Below are 17,595 nucleotides of genomic sequence, written 5' to 3'. Positions count from 1 at the left end.
CATCATAGGTAGCAAAGCCACCCTTGAACGCTTTGACCGGGCGGTTTTTCTGTTGTGCCACCTTGCGGGCAGACGCTACCCGTCTGCATATCTGTTGAGCCAAATTACTGGACAAGCCGAAACGGGCACGGATTTCGTAGTAGCACAGGGATTGGAGTTTCAGTGGGTTGACGACTTTCTCGGGTGTGTTTTGGTTGACCCAGTTCAAGGCTTGGCCGAAAGCAGCCAAGGTCTCGTCCAATTTGGCGGCTTGCGACTGGGACACCTTGAGCTTGCAAGAAACGGTCAGGACTTGGGTCATAGCCTTATTGCATTTTACTCACATTCCTCCCGACCCTTGCCCTGTGGGCAGAGAGCGGGGCTCCTGCGGTTTCTAGCTGACGGGCCAGCCAGGCAGTTAAATCCTCCAAGCTGTTGAAGTCCAACAGAGCTTCCCCCAGCGCCTCCAGTTGTGACGTTGACAAAGCCCAAATCTTATTCTCAAGGGCCGGGTCAAGGGATCCCAACTTCCGCCTGAGCAGCCGCAAAACCAGCGTTGCTTCCCCGTGTTGCAATCCCTGTTGTAATCCTTGTTGCAATCCTTGTTGTAGCCCTTGTTGCAGGCCCAGTTGTAGTCCTTCTCTGCGTCCTTCTTTGCGCCCTTCTTCCAGCCCCTCTCGCAGAGCTTCTGCCCGCCACTCTTGGTAGATCACCGATTCCCTCATATCCAAAGACCTCATGATTTGTCGAATCAAACCCCGATCCAATGCTAGTCCCGCCAAGACGGCTGTTGCGGCTGCCAATTCCCTTCTCTCACTGGGGTCTGCCAAGCTCTCTAGCTCACTGACCACCTCTCGCAAGGTTTCTGCTGGATCTTCCACCTGGCTTAGAACCCGAAACGGTAGCAGGGCTTGCCGATCCGCTCCGGCCCTCAAATCGCATTCCCACAGGCGGACAACATCAAACTCATGGCTCAGCCTCTCTAGACGAAAAGAGGTCTGGAAAACTCGCTCCGACCCCGTTTTGCGCAAGTCAATGACCACCTGCTGCACCGATAGGTGAGGATACCTCCGATAGAGTCGGAGCCGAGCCACTTCTCCCATGAGCCAGCGGGCAAACTGCTCTGGGAAACGCTCGGCCAGATATTTGCAGACGTTGTCATAGGCCATGTCGAGGTGGATCCCTGGAATTAGCGACCGCCCACGGTAATGGAATCTACCTTGATGTGAGGCTGCCCGACGGTGACGTAAATGCTGCCACTTACAGAGCCACAGAACCCAGCTGCCAAGCTGAGGTCCTTAGAACACATGGAAATTTTGGTCAAGATGTCTTTGGCTTCTCCGATCAGAGTGGCTCCCTTGAGGGGTTTGGTAATCTTGCCGTTTTCGATGAGATAGGCTTCTTCGACGGCGAAGTTAAATTGCCCAGTGGGGCCGACGCTCCCTCCCCCCATACGCTTGCAGTAAATGCCTTTGTCGATAGAAGCAAAAAGATCGTCCAATTCTGCATCTCCGGGGGCAATGTAGGTATTGCGCATACGGCTGGCGGGGGCAAAGGTGTAGTTTTGGCGGCGACCGCTGCCGGTGCGAGGGTGGCCGGTGCGCATTGAGCCAGCCCGATCCGCCAAGAAGTTTTTCAAAATGCCCTTCTCGATCAGCAGAGTGCGCTGGACGGGCATCCCCTCGTCATCCACATCCAGGCTGCCAAAGGCCCCTTCAGAGAGACCTTCATCCCAGGCGGTAAGGTTTTTGTGGGCAATCTTCTGGCCTTTTTTGTCGGCAAAGGGCGTGGTTTTGCGCTCAATTTGGGTGGTTTCCAACAAGTGGCCGCAGGCTTCGTGGAAAATGACGCCGCCAAAGGCGTTGGACATCACAATCGGGTAGGTGCCGGATTCCACATAGTCGGCATAGAGCATCTGGCCGGCGGCTTCTGCCAGTTCCCGGCTGTGGGCCTCCAGATCCCAACGGCGCAAAAAGTTGGGATCCCCCGTACCGCCGGAGCGTTGACTGACAGAGGCGCGATGGGATCCATCGGCACAGAGCAGCGTAGAGCTCACGGATTGGGTGAGGCGCACATCCCGCACAAAGGTGCCATCGCTGCAGGCCACCAGAATCTCTTGCCAATCGCGGAAATAGGTGGTGCGGCGGGACTGCACATGGCGGGCTTGGCGACCCAGTTGCTCGTTGGCTTTGAGCAGGATCTCCCCCATCTCCGCAATGGGGCTACATTCCTTCAACCAGCCATCTTTGCGGCGACGCTCGGCGTAGTCCTGCAGCATCTCCAGGTTGATGGCAGAAACCAGCGCTGTGGGGCCAGGAGGGGTGAAGCCCATCAGCGAAAGGCCCTTCTCCAGAGCAGCCTTGAGACCGGCAAAGGACAGATCGTTGGTGCTGACGTAGCAGTCGGCCAAGCCGCGAAACACCCGCACGCCGGCCCCGGTGGAGAGCCGTGGGGTGATGCTGGTGATGGCGTCATCTTCGGCCAGGCAACTGATGGAATTGCCCCGTTCTAGAAAAATCTCCACCAAATCGGCACCGGCAGCGCGCCCCCAGCCCAACAGGGCAGAGAGGGGATCCCGCCAATCCTCGTCGAAGCGCTGTAGAGTATGACGGTAGTTCAGGTTGGGCAGTTCTTTGGACAAAAGCAGCATGGCAGGCTCAGGGAGTAGAGACGAGCTAAGGCCGGCGCAAGTTTTCGTTTTCTCAGTTTAACAAGGAGTAAAGGTTCTCCCCTGCCGGCAGGTTGGCCTTGAGCTTGACAAGGGCGGGGGAGCAATCGAAGATCGCTGCACAAGGAAACCTCGACTTGCAATGGCTGCCAAGAAAAAACCGCCGGAGCTTCAGCCCAGCCTGTTTGACGATCCCATCGAGCCGCCAGCCCCGGCGGAGGAGACACTCCCCCAGTGGGATCAGATCCCCCTGTCGGCCCAGGTGCCCATCCCCCCCGGCACTTACAGGGATTTGGAGCAACTGAAGCAGCATTGTTTGGTATGCCAGCGCTGCGACTTGGCAGCCAGCCGTACCCATGTGGTGGTGCATCGGGGCAACCCCAAGGCAAGGATTTTAATCATCGGAGAGGGGCCAGGGGAAAGCGAAGACCTGCAGGGGCTGCCTTTTGTGGGCAAGTCGGGACAATTGCTGGATAAAATCCTGGCTTCGGTGGGGCTGGATCCCGAGCAGGACACCTACATCTGTAATGTGGTCAAGTGCCGCCCCCCTAACAACCGCGTGCCCACCCAGGAGGAGATGGACGCCTGCCGTCCCTATCTGTTGGAGCAGATTCGCCTGGTGGATCCCTGGATTATTCTGCTCACGGGGGCCACCTCGGTGCGCTCCCTTTTGGGCGAGAAGCGAGGGATCACCAAGATCCGCGGGGAATGGATCCAGTGGCAGGGACGCTGGTGTATGCCCATTTTTCACCCGGCCTATCTGCTGCGCAACCCAGACCGCACCCCTGGCAGCCCCAAGTGGTTGATGTGGCAGGATATTCAGGCGGTGAAGCAAAAGTATCTGGAACTCACCGGCACAGCACCGCCCCAGCCCAACTTTTGAGCCCATTTCCCCAAGCGCCCCTCCTCCCAAAGGAGAGCAAGGGATCCCTACCTTGGCTGATCCCCAGGTTTGAACCCAGTCAAGAGGCCAAAGCGGAGCAAGCCGGTGGCATAAGCCTGACGCATCAGGCCCAGCCCCAGCGCCCCGCGAACGGTAACCCAGCCGCTGCGCAGCAAAGCCGGGATCCAGCGCCAGTCGCGGGCGGAAGCGATCACCTCATCCCAGAAGGGGGCCACCCGCTCCGACCAGTCAGCACTGCGCAACTGCTCAAAGCCCACCTGTTGGGCCAGAACCTCGTAGCCGGAGAGGCTGATCACATAGGGTAGGCAGTACACCTCGTAGATTTTCTGCAAAAGCTGTTGATCCTGCCGACTCAGGGATCCCTCGCGGTGGCACCAGGTTACCACCATCACCTGCCCGCCCGGTTGCAAGACCCGCCAGCCCTCGGCCAGAAACTGCCGCTTATCCGGCATGTGCTCGCCGCTTTCCAGAGACCACACCAGATCAAAGGTGTTGTCTGCAAAGGGCATCTCCAGGGCATCGGCCACCTGAAATCGCACCTTGTTGCTCAGGCCGGCCTCTTGGGCGCGCTCCGTAGCCCGCTTGGCTTGGACGGGGCTGAGGGTAATGCCCGTAACCTGTGCCCCAAAGCGCCGGGCTAACTCCAAGCTGCTTCCCCCAATGCCACAGCCAAGATCAAGAATGTGCTGGGGAGGGCAGGGATCCCCGATCTGGCCCCACTGGATAACCCTATCAATCAAGTCAATCTGAGCTTGGCGGCGATCCTTACCGGTTTGGCCCGGCTCGTAATAGCCATGGTGCATGTGCTCCCCCCACACCCGCTCCCAGAGGCCGGAGGAGGCATCGTAGAAGTGGCGAATGCGTTGGTTGAGGGTGGAGGTCATGGCAACAGATCTCCATGGCTTTTTTATTTTGGATTTATTTTGGATCCTCTCGCCCGGTGAAATCTGATGGGGAACCCTTGTAACCCAACTCGCGCCAGCCGGACGGAGCCATAGTAACAGACCCTTTCCGGGCTCACCTTGGAGCAGAAAGCGATCCCAGCGCCCAAACCAACCGCTGCACAGCACTCAAGAGCACCAGAATCGCCATCAGCCCAAACAAGCCCACCATGTACTCCGGGAAAAGGAAAAACAAGCCGTAGAAAAAGATGGTTTCGCTGCCCTCGATAAGCCCCGACGGCATACTTAAGCTGGTCAGTTCATCCAGGGATCCCGCCCCGACAGTGCCATCCGTCCTTGTTGCTCCGCAACGCTGTCGCGAACGCCGTTTTTCCAACAGCCCTGCCAAATACATCCAGGAGCAAAGGTTGATGTAAAAGCTGGCCAGCATCAGAGCCAGAGAAGCATAGCCCAGCAGGGATCCCTGGTGAAAGGCCAGCCCCAGGGGAACGACTGCGTAGACCACCACGTCCAGCAGCATATCCAGGTAGCCCCCCAGATCGCTTTGCCGTCCCTGCAGACGAGCCAACGTGCCGTCCAGCCCGTCCATAAACCGGTTCAGCAACCACAGGCCCAGCCCCCACCTGTAGGCCCCGTAAGCTGCCGCTGTCCCAGAGGCCAGGCCCATGGCAAACCCCGACAGGGTAATGGCTAGGGGATGCACCTGTTGGAGAGGGGTTTGCAGCACTGGAGCCAACAGCCGCTCCTTCCACTGCCTAAGCACCTTATCCAGCAAGAAACACTCCTTTCTTATTGCTCTGCAACGCTGTTGCCGATGATCACCACCGGCTGGGATCCCAGAGGCCAGAGGCACAAAACCTCTGGATTCAATTTTCTTGCTCCGCACCGCCAACGCGATGGAAATCATCATCCCAGAATCATCCCAGATGATGAGAATGCTACTGAAGGGAGGTCAGAGCAAAGTGCTGTGCCTACGGCAAAGGAACCGCACCGCTGTTGCGAATGAAGCGGATACCTACGCGGAGTATGTTTGCTCTGGCCCCTTTCCTCTACTGGAAGTGCTGCGGCAAGCCTAGGCTGGGACAAAGCCTGTGGGTAAACTAAAGGTTAGGCTGGGTAGCCTATCGCCTGGCGGACTGTGTGCTCCTTAACTCGGTGTTCGCGGCACCTTTTTCTCCCTCAACTCCAACATACCTACGAGCGAGTCCATGAGCGAGACCCCCACTTCCCCAGCAGAAGCGTTCGCGGCACCAGAGCCGGTCATTGCCATCACCGGCCTGACCAAAACCTATCGCACAGGATTTTGGCTGAACAAGGTGGTCAGCCCCCTCAAAGATTTTTCTCTGACTGTGGCCCGCGGAGAAACCTTTGGGCTGCTGGGGCCCAACGGGGCCGGGAAAACCACCACCATCAAATGCCTACTGGGCATTGTGGAGCCCACCCGCGGCAGCGGCACTTTGCTGGGCAAACCCCTGGGGGATCGCTCCATCAAGCAACAGGTGGGATATTTGCCGGAGAACCCCTATTTTTACGATTACTTGACGGCATGGGAGTTTCTCCAGTTTGCCGGCAAGGTGTTTGGTCTGCCCAATAGCCTGTTGAAGGAGCGGATCCCGCAACTGCTGGAGCTGGTGGGGCTTTCTATAGATACGGCCCGCAAAAAACAACTGCGCACCTACTCCAAGGGCATGCTGCAGCGCACTGGCATGGCCCAAGCGCTGATCAACGACCCAGAGCTGGTGTTTCTGGATGAGCCGATGTCGGGACTGGATCCCATGGGCCGCTATCAAATGCGCGAGATCATTCTGTCCCTCAAGCAGCAGGGCAAAACGGTGTTTTTCAACAGCCATATCCTGGCGGATGTGGAAGTTATCTGCAACCGAGTCGGCCTGATCATCGGCGGCAAATTGGTGCATCAGGGAACTTTGGATGACTTGCTGGGAGAGAGCAAAAGCTATCGGGTACAGGGGCACGGTGGCGCCGTCGAACAGTTCCGCGACCGCCTAGAGCACTTCTCGATTCAGGGATCCCATTGGTCGGGGGAATGGAGTGGATCCCTACCGGAGTTGCTGAGCCTTTTGAACCAAGCGGGGGCACTGGTCACCGACTTGCATTGGCAACGGCAATCCCTAGAAGAATTCTTTGTGGAGCAAGTGCGGGCCATTGAAGGGGATCATCCGGTCTCTGCCTAGGCTGGCCGTTCGCACTGGTGCTATGGAGAACCCCGAGAGCAGGACGGAGTTCTGCCCTGAGTATTTCCCAGTAGGGGACTCTGTGCTCCGCACCGCTAATCGGCGGCAATAACAGCCCGGTAGTAGCCTTCCAACTGTTGGGTGGCTGCCGACCAGCTCCAACGTTCTGCCTCTTGGCGAGCTTGCTGTCGGAAGAGCTGCCGCTGCCCGACGCTGCTCAGGAGTTGCTGGGTAACCTGGACAAAGTCGCTATCCGAATTGGGATCGAACAGAAAGCCATTGCGCCCACTGTCCACCACATCGGTAATGCCGCCGCAGCGGGGGGCGATCACCGGACAACCGGCAGCCATGGCTTCCAACAGAACCAGCCCCAAGGTCTCGGTGCGGGAGGGGAACACGAACAAATCCGCCGAAGCAAAGGCCGCTGCCAGAGACTCCCCCTGCAGATAGCCCGTAAACACCACATCGTAGCCGGCAAAATGTTGCTCCAGGGATCCCCGCTCTGGCCCATCTCCCACAATAGCCAAGCGGGCTTGGGGGATCTGCTCCAACAAGACCCGGATCCGCCCCACTTCCTTCTCAGCCGAAAGCCGCCCCACATAGAGCAAAAGAGGCCGTTCCGGTTGCCCTGCGGTGAGCCGAGCCCGCATCTCTGGACTGGCAGCCTGGGGATGAAACAACTCCGTATCCACTCCCCGCTGCCACAGTTGCACCCGCTCAATGCCGTGGGCGCTCAGCTCCTGCATCATGGCCGTTGAGGTGCAAAGATTGACCCGCGCCAAATTGTGCCCCAGCTTCAGGAGATTCCACAAAACCCCTTCCAGAAAGCCCAGCCCATAATGCTTCAGATACTTCGGCAGATGGGTATGGTAGGACGCCACCAGTGGGATCCCCATCGTCTGGCTGTAGTAGAGGCCCCCCAATCCCAAAACCGCCGGGTTCACCACGTGGATCACATCCGGTCGGAAACGGCTGAGCAACTTACCGATGGCCGGGCCAGGGGCGGCCAGCTTCAACTCTGGATACAAAGGCAGTGGCATCCCCGGGATCCCGTAGACCCGTGCCCGTGCAAACCGCCGGGGGGCTCCCCGGGGCGCGACGATGAGCACCGAGTTGCCTCGAGCGGTTAGGTGACGCACCGTGTGGCAGAGGCGGGTAACGATGCCATCCACCTTGGGCAGAAACGTCTCCGTAAATAGGGCTATGCGCATCAGGGATCCCAAGCCTACCGTTCGCGCTACTCGGACGGAGCCCTTAAAGACTCTAGAATGAGTGTTGCACAAAACGGCAACGCTGCTACAACCTCCGTCAGCAGACTCAAGTACCTCATTCCACCGGTGCAGAGTAGGGCATCGGCTCAGGTTCGGTGAAAGTCTGCACCTGGCTTTGGCCCAGCGTGTCTGCGGCGGTTTTGCTGATCAACAGTAGGGTCGCCGCCAGGGCCAGCCCGATAATATCCCGCCACATGCTCCACTCCTCAGCTCCTCACTCCTCTTGCCCATTACTGTAGCGGCGGTTTTCTCGACTGGGCAGTGATGGAGGACGGATTTTTGCGTGACACAAATCACTGCCAAAATTGCGGCTTTGCCCCCCGCCGGTTAGTCTCGGAACGTCAGTTGCAAGCTGGTTATCAGCAGCACCAAAGAAGATACCGCCATCACCCCTCCCCAAAACCAGTAGGGCAAGAACAAGTTTTGGGCAATTTGGCTGGAATCGGAGTGGATCACCTGCCCATTGATCACGGCAGAGGCCGTAAACAAGTAGTCGAGCTGGTGGTAGGTGCTCACACAGGCCTGCACCCCCAAAAACTGTGCGGCAAAGCCCCGCAACCAAGGGGAAGCCCAGCAGCCCACCGCCAAGATCCCCAGCCCAATAGCCGGGATCAGCAACAGGCCAAATAGAGAGCGCACCCAGAGCACCGCCGACAGCAACAGCAGGGATCCCAAAGCCAACAACCCCAACTGGGCCGTACCTTGACGACGAGAAGCCAGGATAAAAACCGCCCCGGCCATTGGGGGCCCCATTGGCCCACCGGCGGCCACCAAAGCTCGACCCACCGGCCCCAAAAACAAGTGCCCACTGTGAAAGGCCAACCCCGACCCGTCGGGATAGATCTCCAGACGATGAAACTCCCCACCCAACAGCACTGCCGTCAAGCCGTGGCCCATCTCATGAAACCAGGTGGCCAGAATCGTAAAGGGGTAGAGGATATAGTTGCCCCAGGGGAGCTGCCAGAGCAAGACCGTCAGACCTGCAGCAGCCACCAACCAAACCAAGCTGTGCCGGCCAGGTTTCTCGGAAGGGGAGGGAGGCAGCTCAAACTGAGTCATAGAGCAGCAGTGGGTAGACAGAAAAAAGCCTAAAACGCCTCGTCTTCTTAGACGACTGCCGGCAGAGGAGAGTTCCAAGCCAACCCCGAGAAAATCCAGAAAAACATATGTCTCAAACCAGTTTGCAATGGATGTAGGTCAGGTAGGCTGAAAAAGACTCTGAGGGATCCCTGGCGATGGCCACCTTCCTGCGGGATTGGAGCTATCAATTTCCTTGGCTTTACCGCAGCATCAGTCGCGGGGCTGCCCTGGCAGTGGGCGGATATGAGCGGTTGCGGAGATTGCCCATGCAAGGGATCCAGATTCATCCCCAGGATCGGGTGTTGGATCTCTGCTGTGGCCCGGCTGAAGTGACCCCACTGTTGGCGGAGCTGAGCCAGCAGGTTATTGGGTTGGATGCTTCACCAAGAGCCCTGGCAGCGGCCCGCAAACGCCTCCCCAAGGTGGAATTTGTGGAAGCCTTTGCCCAGGATATGCCCTTTCCCAATGCCAGCTTTGATTGGGTGCATACCAGCTTGGCTCTGCACGAATTGTCCTTCGCAGATTTGGAGCAGGTGCTGCGGGAAGTGTGGCGGGTGCTCAAGCCGGGGGGAGGACTCTTGATTCTGGATCTGCACGCGCCTCGACAACCCTTGATCTGGCCTGGGCTGGCCCTCTTTTTGGCCCTGTTTGAAACCGAGACCGCCTGGGAGCTACTCAAGCTGGACTTGCCCGAGCATTTGCAGCAGCAGGGTTGGCAATCCATCCGGCAGACCCTCCACGCTGGGGGAGCTCTACAGGTTATCCAGGCGCGAAAGCCTGCCGCCTGAGCTGCACCCCTGAGAGCGACAGTCAGCCCTGGTGCCAAAAGGGAGTGCCGAGGACAGGCGTACTGGGCTGAGCTGTTTCCTGAGGGATCATGGCCCCGGCCAGGTAGGCTCGGCGGCCTGAGCGCACCGCTTCTGCAAAGGCCTCGGCCATGGCCACCGGATCCCGGGCCAAGGCCACCGCCGTGTTTAGCAGCACCCCGTCGAAGCCCCACTCCATCACCTGGCAGGCATGGGAGGGCAGGCCCAAGCCGGCATCCACGATCAGCGGCGCCTCGATCCGCTCCCGCAGCAGGCGCAAGTTGTAGGGGTTGAGGGGGCCTTTGCCGGTGCCGATGGGGGCCGCCCAGGGCATCACCACCTCACAGCCAGCATCCAAAAGCCGCTGGCAGAGCACCAGGTCGTCGGTGCTATAGGGCAGCACCTTAAAGCCGCGCCGGACCAGCTCAGCAGCAGCAGTGGGCAGTTGCACGGGATCCGGCTGCAGCGTGTAGTCATCCCCGATCAACTCCAGCTTGATCCAGTCGGTGCCGAACACCTCCCGCGCCATCTCCGCCGTCGTGATCACCTCCTGCAGGCTGTGACAACCGGCGGTGTTGGGCAGAACCGGGATCCCCATCTTCTGCAACAGGGCCCAAAACCTCTGGGAAGTTTCTGGCCCCAGTGCCCCTTGACGCCGCAGAGAAACCGTCAACAAACAGGGCTGCGCGCGAGCCACCGCCTGCTCCAAGATGGCCGGCGAAGGGTAGCGAGCCGTACCCAACATCAGACGGCTGGGCAATGGTTGGCCGTAGAGAACCAAAGGATCCTCATCGGCCAGAGTTGAGGGAGAGCAATGGAGAAGGGTGGACATGGCTGAGGCAGATAGAAAAGCGGACTTGAGCGCTAGCCGCCGGCAACCGGAGCGACGATCTCCACCTGGTCGCCTTCTTGCAGACGAGTTTGCTCGTATTGGGCACGCGGCACAAACTTCAGATTAACCGCTACCGCAAAAGGGCCGCTGGCCCCCACCTGAGCCACTGCTTCGGACAAAGTGGTGCCTTCCGGCAAATCGTAAGGCTTCTGGTTGATCAAGACACGCATGGCGACAGGGACTCACCGGAAAGAGGGGCAGCCTGCACCTGAAAGGGGATCCCAAGCTGCTGAGCCAAGCGACAACTGCCCTGGTGAAGATACTCCAAGACAGCATCGTGGATGGCCGGGGAGATCAGAAAGCCATGGCGATAGAGGCCGTTGATCTGCAACAGGCGAGGTGAGCGCTCCACCACGGCTGGCAGGTTATCCGCCAAGGTGGGACGACATTGGCTGCCCAATTCCAGGATACGCGCTTCTGCAAAGGCAGGATGTACGGCGTAGGCGGCGCTGAGCAACTCCAAAGCCGAGCGAACGCTCACCGGCGAGCGATCCTCAGATTCGATCTCGGTGGCTCCCACTACGAACAGGTGTCCCGGCTTGGGAGCGATGTAGATCGGATAGCGAGGATGCAACAGCCGGGTTGGGCGCCGCAAAGAGACTTCCGGGGCATACAGGCGCACCACCTCACCCCGAACTCCGCGCAGCAGTCTTGGCCCGCCCCATTCTTTTTGGGCCCCCAGGCCGCGGCAATCCAAAACCCAGCCTCCGGTTTGTTGCTGCCAGGCTTGGGCCTGCTTCAGATCCCAGGGGCAACCCCACTCCACCTCCACCTCGTGCTGCCGCAGCTTGGCCAGTAAAGCTGCCAACAGTTGGCGGTTGTCCAGTTGGCCCTCTTGGGGAAGATACAGACCCTGCACAAATCGCCCGGCTACCGACGGCTCCAGCTCGGCCAGAGCCTGAGCATCCAGAGGCTGGGGCTTAGGGAGAGCGGGAAGGCGCTCCACCACAGCGGCCAGCAGGGACGAGAAACGTCTGGCTTCCCCGGCATCTTGGCGGTGCCAGAGGATCAGAGTGCCTTCTTGCTGAAAGAAAACCGGCTGCGGCAAGCTGGCCAAAAGAGAGGGCCAACGAGAAAGGGCGTAGTATCCCTGGGCCACCACACTGGCTTCGGCGATGGCAGACTCGGCTAGGGGAGCCAGCATAGCAGCGGCAAAATGGGCAGCACTGCTCTCAACAGCAGCAGCAGGAGCCGCCTCCACAATGCGGACGGGATGCCCAACCTCGACAAGGCTGGCGGCCAACAAACGCCCCATCAGCCCAGCCCCGAGGACAAGGATGGGATCCCGCTGCGCTGCCCAAGGCAAAGTGATCCCTACTGCTGACGCAGCAGCGGATGGGCCCGTCAGGCTGGCTGCCGGATTTGTCAGAGAAGAGGAGGGTGGAAGGGTTAAAGTGCCCCGCACCACTGGCACGATGGATTCCATACTGGATCCCATGATAGGCTCTCGGGTTCTGCGATGAATCTGTTCCCACAGCATCCCAGGGGTGGGCACAGTGTTGTTCGACCACGACCCGACGGTCTACTTGAGTGGGCTGTGCGATAAAGCAAAAGCCGCTCTACTAGCTTGCTAAGGCCTACGGCCCACCAAGGGGAACCGCGTAGCGGTAGGGCGGAGCTTGTTCGCTTTAGCGGCGCGGAGCGCCAAACCCAGTTTTCTTGGTCACACCACCAGCAAAGAGAGATCCAAAGCCTTGGCCGAGTGGGTGAGAGCCCCGACGCTGACGTAATTCACGCCTGCCTCGGCCACTTGCCTGGCCCGTTCCGGGGTCATGTTGCCGCTGGCCTCGAGGGGAACTCTTCCTCCCACCCGTTGGACGGCTGTCTGGATTTCTTCCAGGGTGAAGTTATCCAAAAGGATGAGATCGGCTCCTGCTGCCAAAGCCTCTTCCAGTTCCTGGAGATCCCGCACCTCCACCTCCACCTTGAGGTGGTGGGGAGCGCCTTCCTTGGCCCGCTTGACGGCTGCCAAAACGCCTCCCGTGCCGCGGTCGCGACAGTGTTGCGTAGCAATAATGTGGTTTTCCTTAATCAAGATGCCGTCGAACAGCCCAAAGCGGTGGTTTTTGCCGCCCCCTACCCGTACTGCATACTTCTCCAGGGCGCGCAGGCCGGGAGTGGTCTTGCGGGTGTCCAGGAGCTGGGTTGAGGTTCCCCGGAGAGCCTCTACATAAGTGCGAGTGAGGGTGGCAATGCCGGACAGCCTTTGGAGAAGGTTGAGGGCCAGCCGCTCTCCTGCCAAGATGCCCCGCAGGGATCCCTTGAGGTGGGCCACTTCTTGACCGACAGCCACCCTGGCCCCTTCCTCCACCCCAGGGGTGAACTCTACCTGGGGATCCACCAGCCGAAAAACCCGCTTGGCAATCTCCAGACCGGCCAGGATCCCTGTCTCCTTGGCCAGGATTACCGCTTCACCCTCCAGTCCTGGGGGTAGGGTCAGCTCTGTGGTGAGGTCGCCGTGCCCCAGGTCTTCCCACAGCCAAGCGCGAAGGGTCTCCTCAGGTATGTAAACTTCTTCCATTTTCGGTTTGGTTTTAGGCTCCAGGATAAGCCCTACTTCTCAGCCTGAACAAGCAACAGGATCCCTCGCCTGCCCTGGCACCGCCTGTGGATTTTTCTCCCACCGGCAGGAATCTTCATCAACTGGGCAACTTGAAAGCCAATCTTGCCACTTGGATGCGGTTGGAATCTCTGCGCAATCCCTATCGAGTTCAAGTTTGGGGCAACCGTCTCGCGGCTTTGGAGATGACGCTGCGCTATGGAGAACAAACCCTGCTGAGGACATGAAGCTCCCCCCTTGCGCGACCCCATCCCATCTATCCCCAAAACTTCCCCAAAGCCGGAAAAAGCGGCTACGGGGTGTCTTTCGGCCTCTCCTCTGCTGGTTCGGGCGCTGTGTCCGGCTCCTGAGCAAGAGCAGAGTCCTCAAGGTTAGGCAAGGACTCCGTCCCGCTGGCGCGAACGGCTTCCGGGGAGGTTTCTGGCTCCTCGTTATCGCCAGGCGACGCTTCTGTGAGCACGTCGGCGGTGTGTGGCACTGAAGCAGGCTGGGCGGCAACAGGTTCCGGAGCAGAAGGAGGAGGGGCAGTTGGGATCCCGGCTTCTTCTTCAGGAACGACCGCAGGTGGTTGAGCAGCTTCTCTTTCTTCTTTTTCTTCCTTTTGCTGTTCGTAGCGGCGGCGTTTGTTGCCCTCGTCCACCAGCACGTACACCAGGCTGAGGAGAGAGAGCCCCGCTGTTCCAATCAAAACCCAAAGTAAATTGTTGTCTATGGTCATGGGGTGAGCTCCGTCAAACGCTGCTGGCGGTGGAGGGATGTTGCTCCTTAAGGCTTGATCTTACCGTTGAAGCCGCTCTGCCAAATCTTTCTGCCAAATCTTAAAGATTGGAAAGATTGGGTTCACCAGTTTTGTCATTTTGTGTGTCATGCGCTATCTCAAGTTTTACAAACCCTATGGCGTGCTCACCCAATTCACCGACCAAGCGGGACGGCCTACCCTCAAGTCTTTTATTCCGGTGCCCAAAGTTTATCCGGTGGGGCGGTTGGATCGCGACAGCGAAGGGCTGCTCCTGCTGACCGATGATGGTCGCCTCAATGCCCGCTTGATCGACCCCAAGTTCGGCCATGAGCGCACCTACTGGGTTCAGGTGGAAGGGATCCCCACCCCCCAAGCCCTGCAACAGTTGCAACAGGGGCTGATCATCCAAGGGCGAAAAACGCGCCCGGCCCAGGTTAAGGTCTTGGCTGAGGAACCCACCCTGCCGCCACGGGATCCCCCCATCCGCTTTCGCCGCTCCATCCCCACCACCTGGCTGGAACTGACGCTGCGGGAGGGTCGCAATCGCCAGGTGCGCCGCATGACTGCCGCCGTTGGGATCCCAACTTTGCGGTTGGTTCGGGTTGGACTGGGGCCTCTTTCTCTGGTGGGGCTTGCTCCCGGCCAGTGGCAAGATCTCAGCGAGGCAGAACTGGCCCAGCTACGGCAATATTGTTTTCCGTGACGTACTCCCGACTCCGACTGCTAGGTAGTACGGAGCAGGCTTCTCGCCTCAACGGGTAGCTATCGCAAGAACCCTCAGCGAGCAGACACAGGATGTCCCACCGCGTAGCTGCACCAGATTCCAACAAAGCTGTTCTGTACAGCTAGGTTGACCACAGCACAAAGACCGCCTTTCATCCCGACCCTCATGCTGATGCATAGAGGGCGAGGCTTCCCAGCGGACTAGCTAAACCATTGATTTTCTGACCCATTGCAGTTATTTCAAGTTAGATTAAGACGCTTTCAAAATGCTCCACGCTGCTTCTGCAACCACCCTCGGGCGGAAGACTTTCTCAGTGGCTCAGGCGTCTCACCCTAAACTGAAATGACTATAACTTACTGATCACTACAGTATTGTCCTTGTTCCCAATTGTGCTTGAGGCCCACTCAGTCGGGCATGAGGGCGTGGACGCGCTTGCCACCATTGGGATAGAGAAGGGCACGTTTGGGGCCGTGGATGGGATCTTCGACAATGATCGTCTGGTCGCGGCTGGCCCCTAAAGAAACAATGGCAATCGGCACCTGCATCAACTGCGCCAAAAACTTCAGGTAATCGTGGGCTTCGGGGGGCAAGTCTTGGATGGAGCGGCAATCTTTGGTGGAACATTTCCAGCCCGGCAGGGTTTCGTAGATAGGTTTGCACTGGGCGAAAACACGGGCATCGCTGGGAAAGTGACGAATTTCCCGACCCTGGTACTCGTAGGCAACGCACACCTTGATCTCATCCAAGCCATCCAGCACATCCAGCTTGGTGATGGCCAGGCAGTCTAGGCCATTGATCCGCACCGCGTAGCGCCCGATCACCCCGTCAAACCAGCCGCAGCGCCGTTGTCGTCCGGTGGTGGTGCCAAATTCAGCACCGGTTGCCCCTAGGTACGCCCCGATCTCATCTTTGAGCTCGGTGGGGAAAGGGCCTTCCCCAACGCGGGTGGTATAGGCTTTAGCCACCCCGATCACCCGGTCAATGCTGGTGGGGCCGATCCCAGCGCCAATACAAGCGCCACCGGCAATGGGATGGGAGGAGGTGACGTAGGGGTAGGTGCCGTAGTCGAGATCCAACAGGGTGCCCTGAGCCCCTTCAAACAGGATGTTCTCCCGGTCTTCGATGGCTTGGGTCAGAAGCAGGGCAGCGTCGGTAACATAGGGGCGCAGCCGCTCGGCATAGGCCAGGTATTGCTCGATGATCGGCTCGGGATCCAGGGGGGGCAGATTATAGATCTTCTCCAGCAAGACATTTTTGTAGGGAATGGCCCAACTGAGGCGTTCCCGCAACTGGTCAGGGTACATCAAGTCCACAACGCGAATGCCCATGCGCTCTGCCTTGTCGGCATAGGTGGGGCCAATACCCCGTCCGGTGGTGCCCAGCTTGTAGATGCCGCGCCGCTCCTCTTCTGCGATGTCGATGACCCGGTGGTAGGGCAGGGTAACGTGGGCTGTTTCGGCGATGAATAGGTTGTCGGTGGAAATGCCCAATTGATGCAGTTGGTCGATCTCGGCCAGCAAAACTTCGGGATCGATCACCGTGCCGCTGGCGATGATGCAGCGTTTGTCGGGGTAGAGAATGCCGGAGGGGATCAGGTGTAGCTTGAAAGTTTGCCCCGCCACCACCAGGGTATGCCCTGCATTCACCCCGCCTTGATAGCGGACGACCACATGCGCCTTTTCACTGAGGAGGTCGGTGATCTTCCCTTTTCCTTCGTCGCCCCACTGGGCACCGACAACCACGACGTTTGCCAAGAGCTTCTCCTACAGTCCGTAGACGGCACAAAAAATCCCCTTTGCGGGGGCTGCTGCACTAATCTACCGCATCGCTCCGGGCACTGTTGAGGGATCAGGACAAAAACGTTAACAATCGATTAACTTTTCTCCAGCAGGGGACAAGGTGGAGATGAACGGGATCCCCGAACCCTCTGACGAGCAAGCAGGGATCCTGCGTTGGCATGCCCCCTGCCTTTAGGCAGGGGATTCTGGTTCCTGGTTCTGCGACAGCACTTACCGTGTTGGGTTGCCCCTCCACGACAGCGGTGCTCATCTCCCCAGGCGTTACCCCTTGCAGGGCGGTTCCCTCTCGCGCCAGCGGGACGGAGTCCTTATGCCCTTAGGTACCGCTGCGAACAACCACTACAAAACCTATTGAAGCTGCATCCAGTCGTGAGACTGTTGGGTTTTTATAGCGCTCCGTGCCGCCGTAGGCGAGAGCAGTTAACTACCCTGCCACTGCGGGCAGCGTAGCACAAAGCCGCTTGGGCGCACCCTAGACGGGTTGGGAATAATCCGACAAACTCAGGCAGCGCTCTCGAATGGCCTGTAAGTTGAGGGCCAAATCTCGGCAAATGCGGCGCTCCACCAGACCGACAGGCATTCTGCGGGGGGGCTTGACCTGCAGGTGGTAGGTGAGCAAGGTCTGATGGGCCGACAAATCGGCCAGATCCCAAAACCCCTCGAAGATGAGAAAATCCCCTTCTGTTTTTTGAAAGCGAAGTTGCTGGGGAAAGATCTCCTCGATGGCCAGCACCACCGCAGCAGAAAATTGGGCAAACAAAACCTTTTGGGATCCCACTTGACGTACCAGTGTGCGGCCATCCTCACGGCCAATGACGCGGCTTTCCACCAAGTTGGGAATAAACTCTGCCAGATGGTCGTAGTCGGTCAAAACCTGCCAAACCTGCTGCCGCTCTGCCGGGATCCACACACTGCCTTGCAATTTTCGGCAGCGTTCCCCCAAATCCACCACCTCAATCTGAATATCTGACTGGATACCTGAGGACTCCGTCCCGCTGACGCAAGCAGGAATAGGGATCCCCTCTTCTGGGGTCAGGTCTTGGGGATCCCATTCAAGGTCAGAAGGCATGGCGAGAGCT

General features: G+C 58.8%; 19 protein-coding genes and 1 pseudogene. 5 read left to right on the top strand and 15 right to left on the bottom strand.

What is annotated here, in order from left to right; all coding sequences use genetic code 11:
• From NW816_RS11920 to NW816_RS11910, 3 genes and pseudogenes are all read right to left on the bottom strand, one after another.
• Positions 1 to 301, bottom strand: a pseudogene (locus NW816_RS11920) (RNA-guided endonuclease TnpB family protein); the annotation flags it as partial.
• Positions 302 to 305: 4 nt separating this feature from the next.
• Positions 306 to 1,148 (bottom strand): DUF4351 domain-containing protein, encoded by an 843-nt coding sequence (locus NW816_RS11915; RefSeq protein WP_414409289.1) that lies wholly within the window; start codon positions 1,146 to 1,148, stop codon positions 306 to 308.
• Between the two features lie 20 nt (positions 1,149 to 1,168).
• Positions 1,169 to 2,629 (bottom strand): TldD/PmbA family protein, encoded by a 1,461-nt coding sequence (locus NW816_RS11910; protein WP_414409288.1) that lies wholly within the window; start codon positions 2,627 to 2,629, stop codon positions 1,169 to 1,171.
• 280 nt (positions 2,630 to 2,909) lie between these two features.
• On the opposite strand from NW816_RS11910, the gene NW816_RS11905 reads away from it, so the two are divergent.
• The gene (locus tag NW816_RS11905; protein WP_414407449.1) at positions 2,910 to 3,530 is read left to right on the top strand and encodes a uracil-DNA glycosylase; all 621 of its coding nucleotides are present in this window, start codon (positions 2,910 to 2,912) and stop codon (positions 3,528 to 3,530) included.
• Between the two features lie 47 nt (positions 3,531 to 3,577).
• Here NW816_RS11905 and NW816_RS11900 read toward each other — a convergent pair whose 3' ends face one another.
• Positions 3,578 to 4,435, bottom strand: coding sequence for a methyltransferase domain-containing protein (locus NW816_RS11900; RefSeq protein ID WP_414409287.1), 858 nt, complete (start codon positions 4,433 to 4,435; stop codon positions 3,578 to 3,580).
• Between the two features lie 133 nt (positions 4,436 to 4,568).
• Positions 4,569 to 5,363 carry a CDP-alcohol phosphatidyltransferase family protein gene (locus tag NW816_RS11895; protein ID WP_414409286.1) on the bottom strand — a complete coding sequence of 265 codons (795 nt, stop codon included), beginning with the start codon at positions 5,361 to 5,363 and terminating at the stop codon, positions 4,569 to 4,571.
• 298 nt (positions 5,364 to 5,661) lie between these two features.
• Here NW816_RS11895 and NW816_RS11890 point away from each other — a divergent pair, with 298 nt between their 5' ends.
• Positions 5,662 to 6,645, top strand: a complete 984-nt coding sequence (locus NW816_RS11890; RefSeq protein WP_414344385.1) for an ABC transporter ATP-binding protein — start codon at positions 5,662 to 5,664, stop codon at positions 6,643 to 6,645.
• Between the two features lie 95 nt (positions 6,646 to 6,740).
• On the opposite strand, the gene NW816_RS11885 is transcribed toward NW816_RS11890, so the two are convergent.
• The 3 genes from NW816_RS11885 to NW816_RS11875 form a co-directional block, all read right to left on the bottom strand.
• Complete coding sequence (locus tag NW816_RS11885; RefSeq protein WP_414409285.1) at positions 6,741 to 7,856, bottom strand: glycosyltransferase family 4 protein; 1,116 nt, start codon at positions 7,854 to 7,856, stop codon at positions 6,741 to 6,743.
• A gap of 115 nt (positions 7,857 to 7,971) precedes the next feature.
• Positions 7,972 to 8,112 (bottom strand): hypothetical protein, encoded by a 141-nt coding sequence (locus NW816_RS11880; protein WP_414344387.1) that lies wholly within the window; start codon positions 8,110 to 8,112, stop codon positions 7,972 to 7,974.
• Positions 8,113 to 8,243: 131 nt separating this feature from the next.
• On the bottom strand, positions 8,244 to 8,975 hold the full coding sequence (locus tag NW816_RS11875; protein ID WP_414344389.1) for a M50 family metallopeptidase: 732 nt from the start codon (positions 8,973 to 8,975) through the stop codon (positions 8,244 to 8,246).
• Positions 8,976 to 9,151: 176 nt separating this feature from the next.
• Here NW816_RS11875 and NW816_RS11870 point away from each other — a divergent pair, with 176 nt between their 5' ends.
• Entirely contained in the window at positions 9,152 to 9,784 is a 633-nt protein-coding gene (locus tag NW816_RS11870) for a class I SAM-dependent methyltransferase (RefSeq protein WP_414409284.1), read from the top strand.
• A gap of 22 nt (positions 9,785 to 9,806) precedes the next feature.
• Here NW816_RS11870 and NW816_RS11865 read toward each other — a convergent pair whose 3' ends face one another.
• The 4 genes from NW816_RS11865 to nadC form a co-directional block, all read right to left on the bottom strand.
• Entirely contained in the window at positions 9,807 to 10,634 is an 828-nt protein-coding gene (locus tag NW816_RS11865; RefSeq protein WP_414409283.1) for a thiazole synthase, read from the bottom strand.
• A gap of 32 nt (positions 10,635 to 10,666) precedes the next feature.
• Positions 10,667 to 10,864 (bottom strand): sulfur carrier protein ThiS, encoded by a 198-nt coding sequence (gene thiS, locus NW816_RS11860; protein ID WP_414357500.1) that lies wholly within the window; start codon positions 10,862 to 10,864, stop codon positions 10,667 to 10,669.
• Positions 10,852 to 12,120, bottom strand: coding sequence for an FAD-dependent oxidoreductase (locus NW816_RS11855; RefSeq protein ID WP_414409282.1), 1,269 nt, complete (start codon positions 12,118 to 12,120; stop codon positions 10,852 to 10,854). The genes thiS and NW816_RS11855 overlap by 13 nt, the downstream gene beginning before the upstream one ends.
• 237 nt (positions 12,121 to 12,357) lie before the next feature.
• On the bottom strand, positions 12,358 to 13,215 hold the full coding sequence (nadC, locus tag NW816_RS11850; RefSeq protein ID WP_414357502.1) for a carboxylating nicotinate-nucleotide diphosphorylase: 858 nt from the start codon (positions 13,213 to 13,215) through the stop codon (positions 12,358 to 12,360).
• 86 nt (positions 13,216 to 13,301) lie between these two features.
• Between nadC and NW816_RS11845 the strand changes: the two genes are divergently transcribed.
• On the top strand, positions 13,302 to 13,481 hold the full coding sequence (locus NW816_RS11845) for a hypothetical protein (protein WP_414409281.1): 180 nt from the start codon (positions 13,302 to 13,304) through the stop codon (positions 13,479 to 13,481).
• A 65-nt stretch (positions 13,482 to 13,546) separates the two neighbouring features.
• Here the strand turns inward: NW816_RS11845 and NW816_RS11840 are convergent, their stop codons facing one another.
• On the bottom strand, positions 13,547 to 13,972 hold the full coding sequence (locus NW816_RS11840; protein WP_414374820.1) for a hypothetical protein: 426 nt from the start codon (positions 13,970 to 13,972) through the stop codon (positions 13,547 to 13,549).
• A 148-nt stretch (positions 13,973 to 14,120) separates the two neighbouring features.
• On the opposite strand from NW816_RS11840, the gene NW816_RS11835 reads away from it, so the two are divergent.
• On the top strand, positions 14,121 to 14,696 hold the full coding sequence (locus NW816_RS11835) for a pseudouridine synthase (protein ID WP_414374822.1): 576 nt from the start codon (positions 14,121 to 14,123) through the stop codon (positions 14,694 to 14,696).
• A gap of 425 nt (positions 14,697 to 15,121) precedes the next feature.
• On the opposite strand, the gene NW816_RS11830 is transcribed toward NW816_RS11835, so the two are convergent.
• Both NW816_RS11830 and NW816_RS11825 read right to left on the bottom strand, forming a co-directional pair.
• On the bottom strand, positions 15,122 to 16,471 hold the full coding sequence (locus tag NW816_RS11830) for an adenylosuccinate synthase (RefSeq protein WP_414357505.1): 1,350 nt from the start codon (positions 16,469 to 16,471) through the stop codon (positions 15,122 to 15,124).
• 517 nt (positions 16,472 to 16,988) lie between these two features.
• Positions 16,989 to 17,585: an SRPBCC family protein gene (locus tag NW816_RS11825; protein WP_414409280.1), complete on the bottom strand. Its 597-nt coding sequence runs from the start codon at positions 17,583 to 17,585 to the stop codon at positions 16,989 to 16,991.
• Between the last annotated feature and the right edge of the window lie 10 nt (positions 17,586 to 17,595).

The sequence above is a fragment of the Synechococcus sp. W55.1 genome, assembly GCF_047461655.1.
Classification (GTDB): domain Bacteria; phylum Cyanobacteriota; class Cyanobacteriia; order Thermostichales; family Thermostichaceae; genus Thermostichus.
This window is presented reverse-complemented; position numbering and strand designations above follow the sequence as displayed.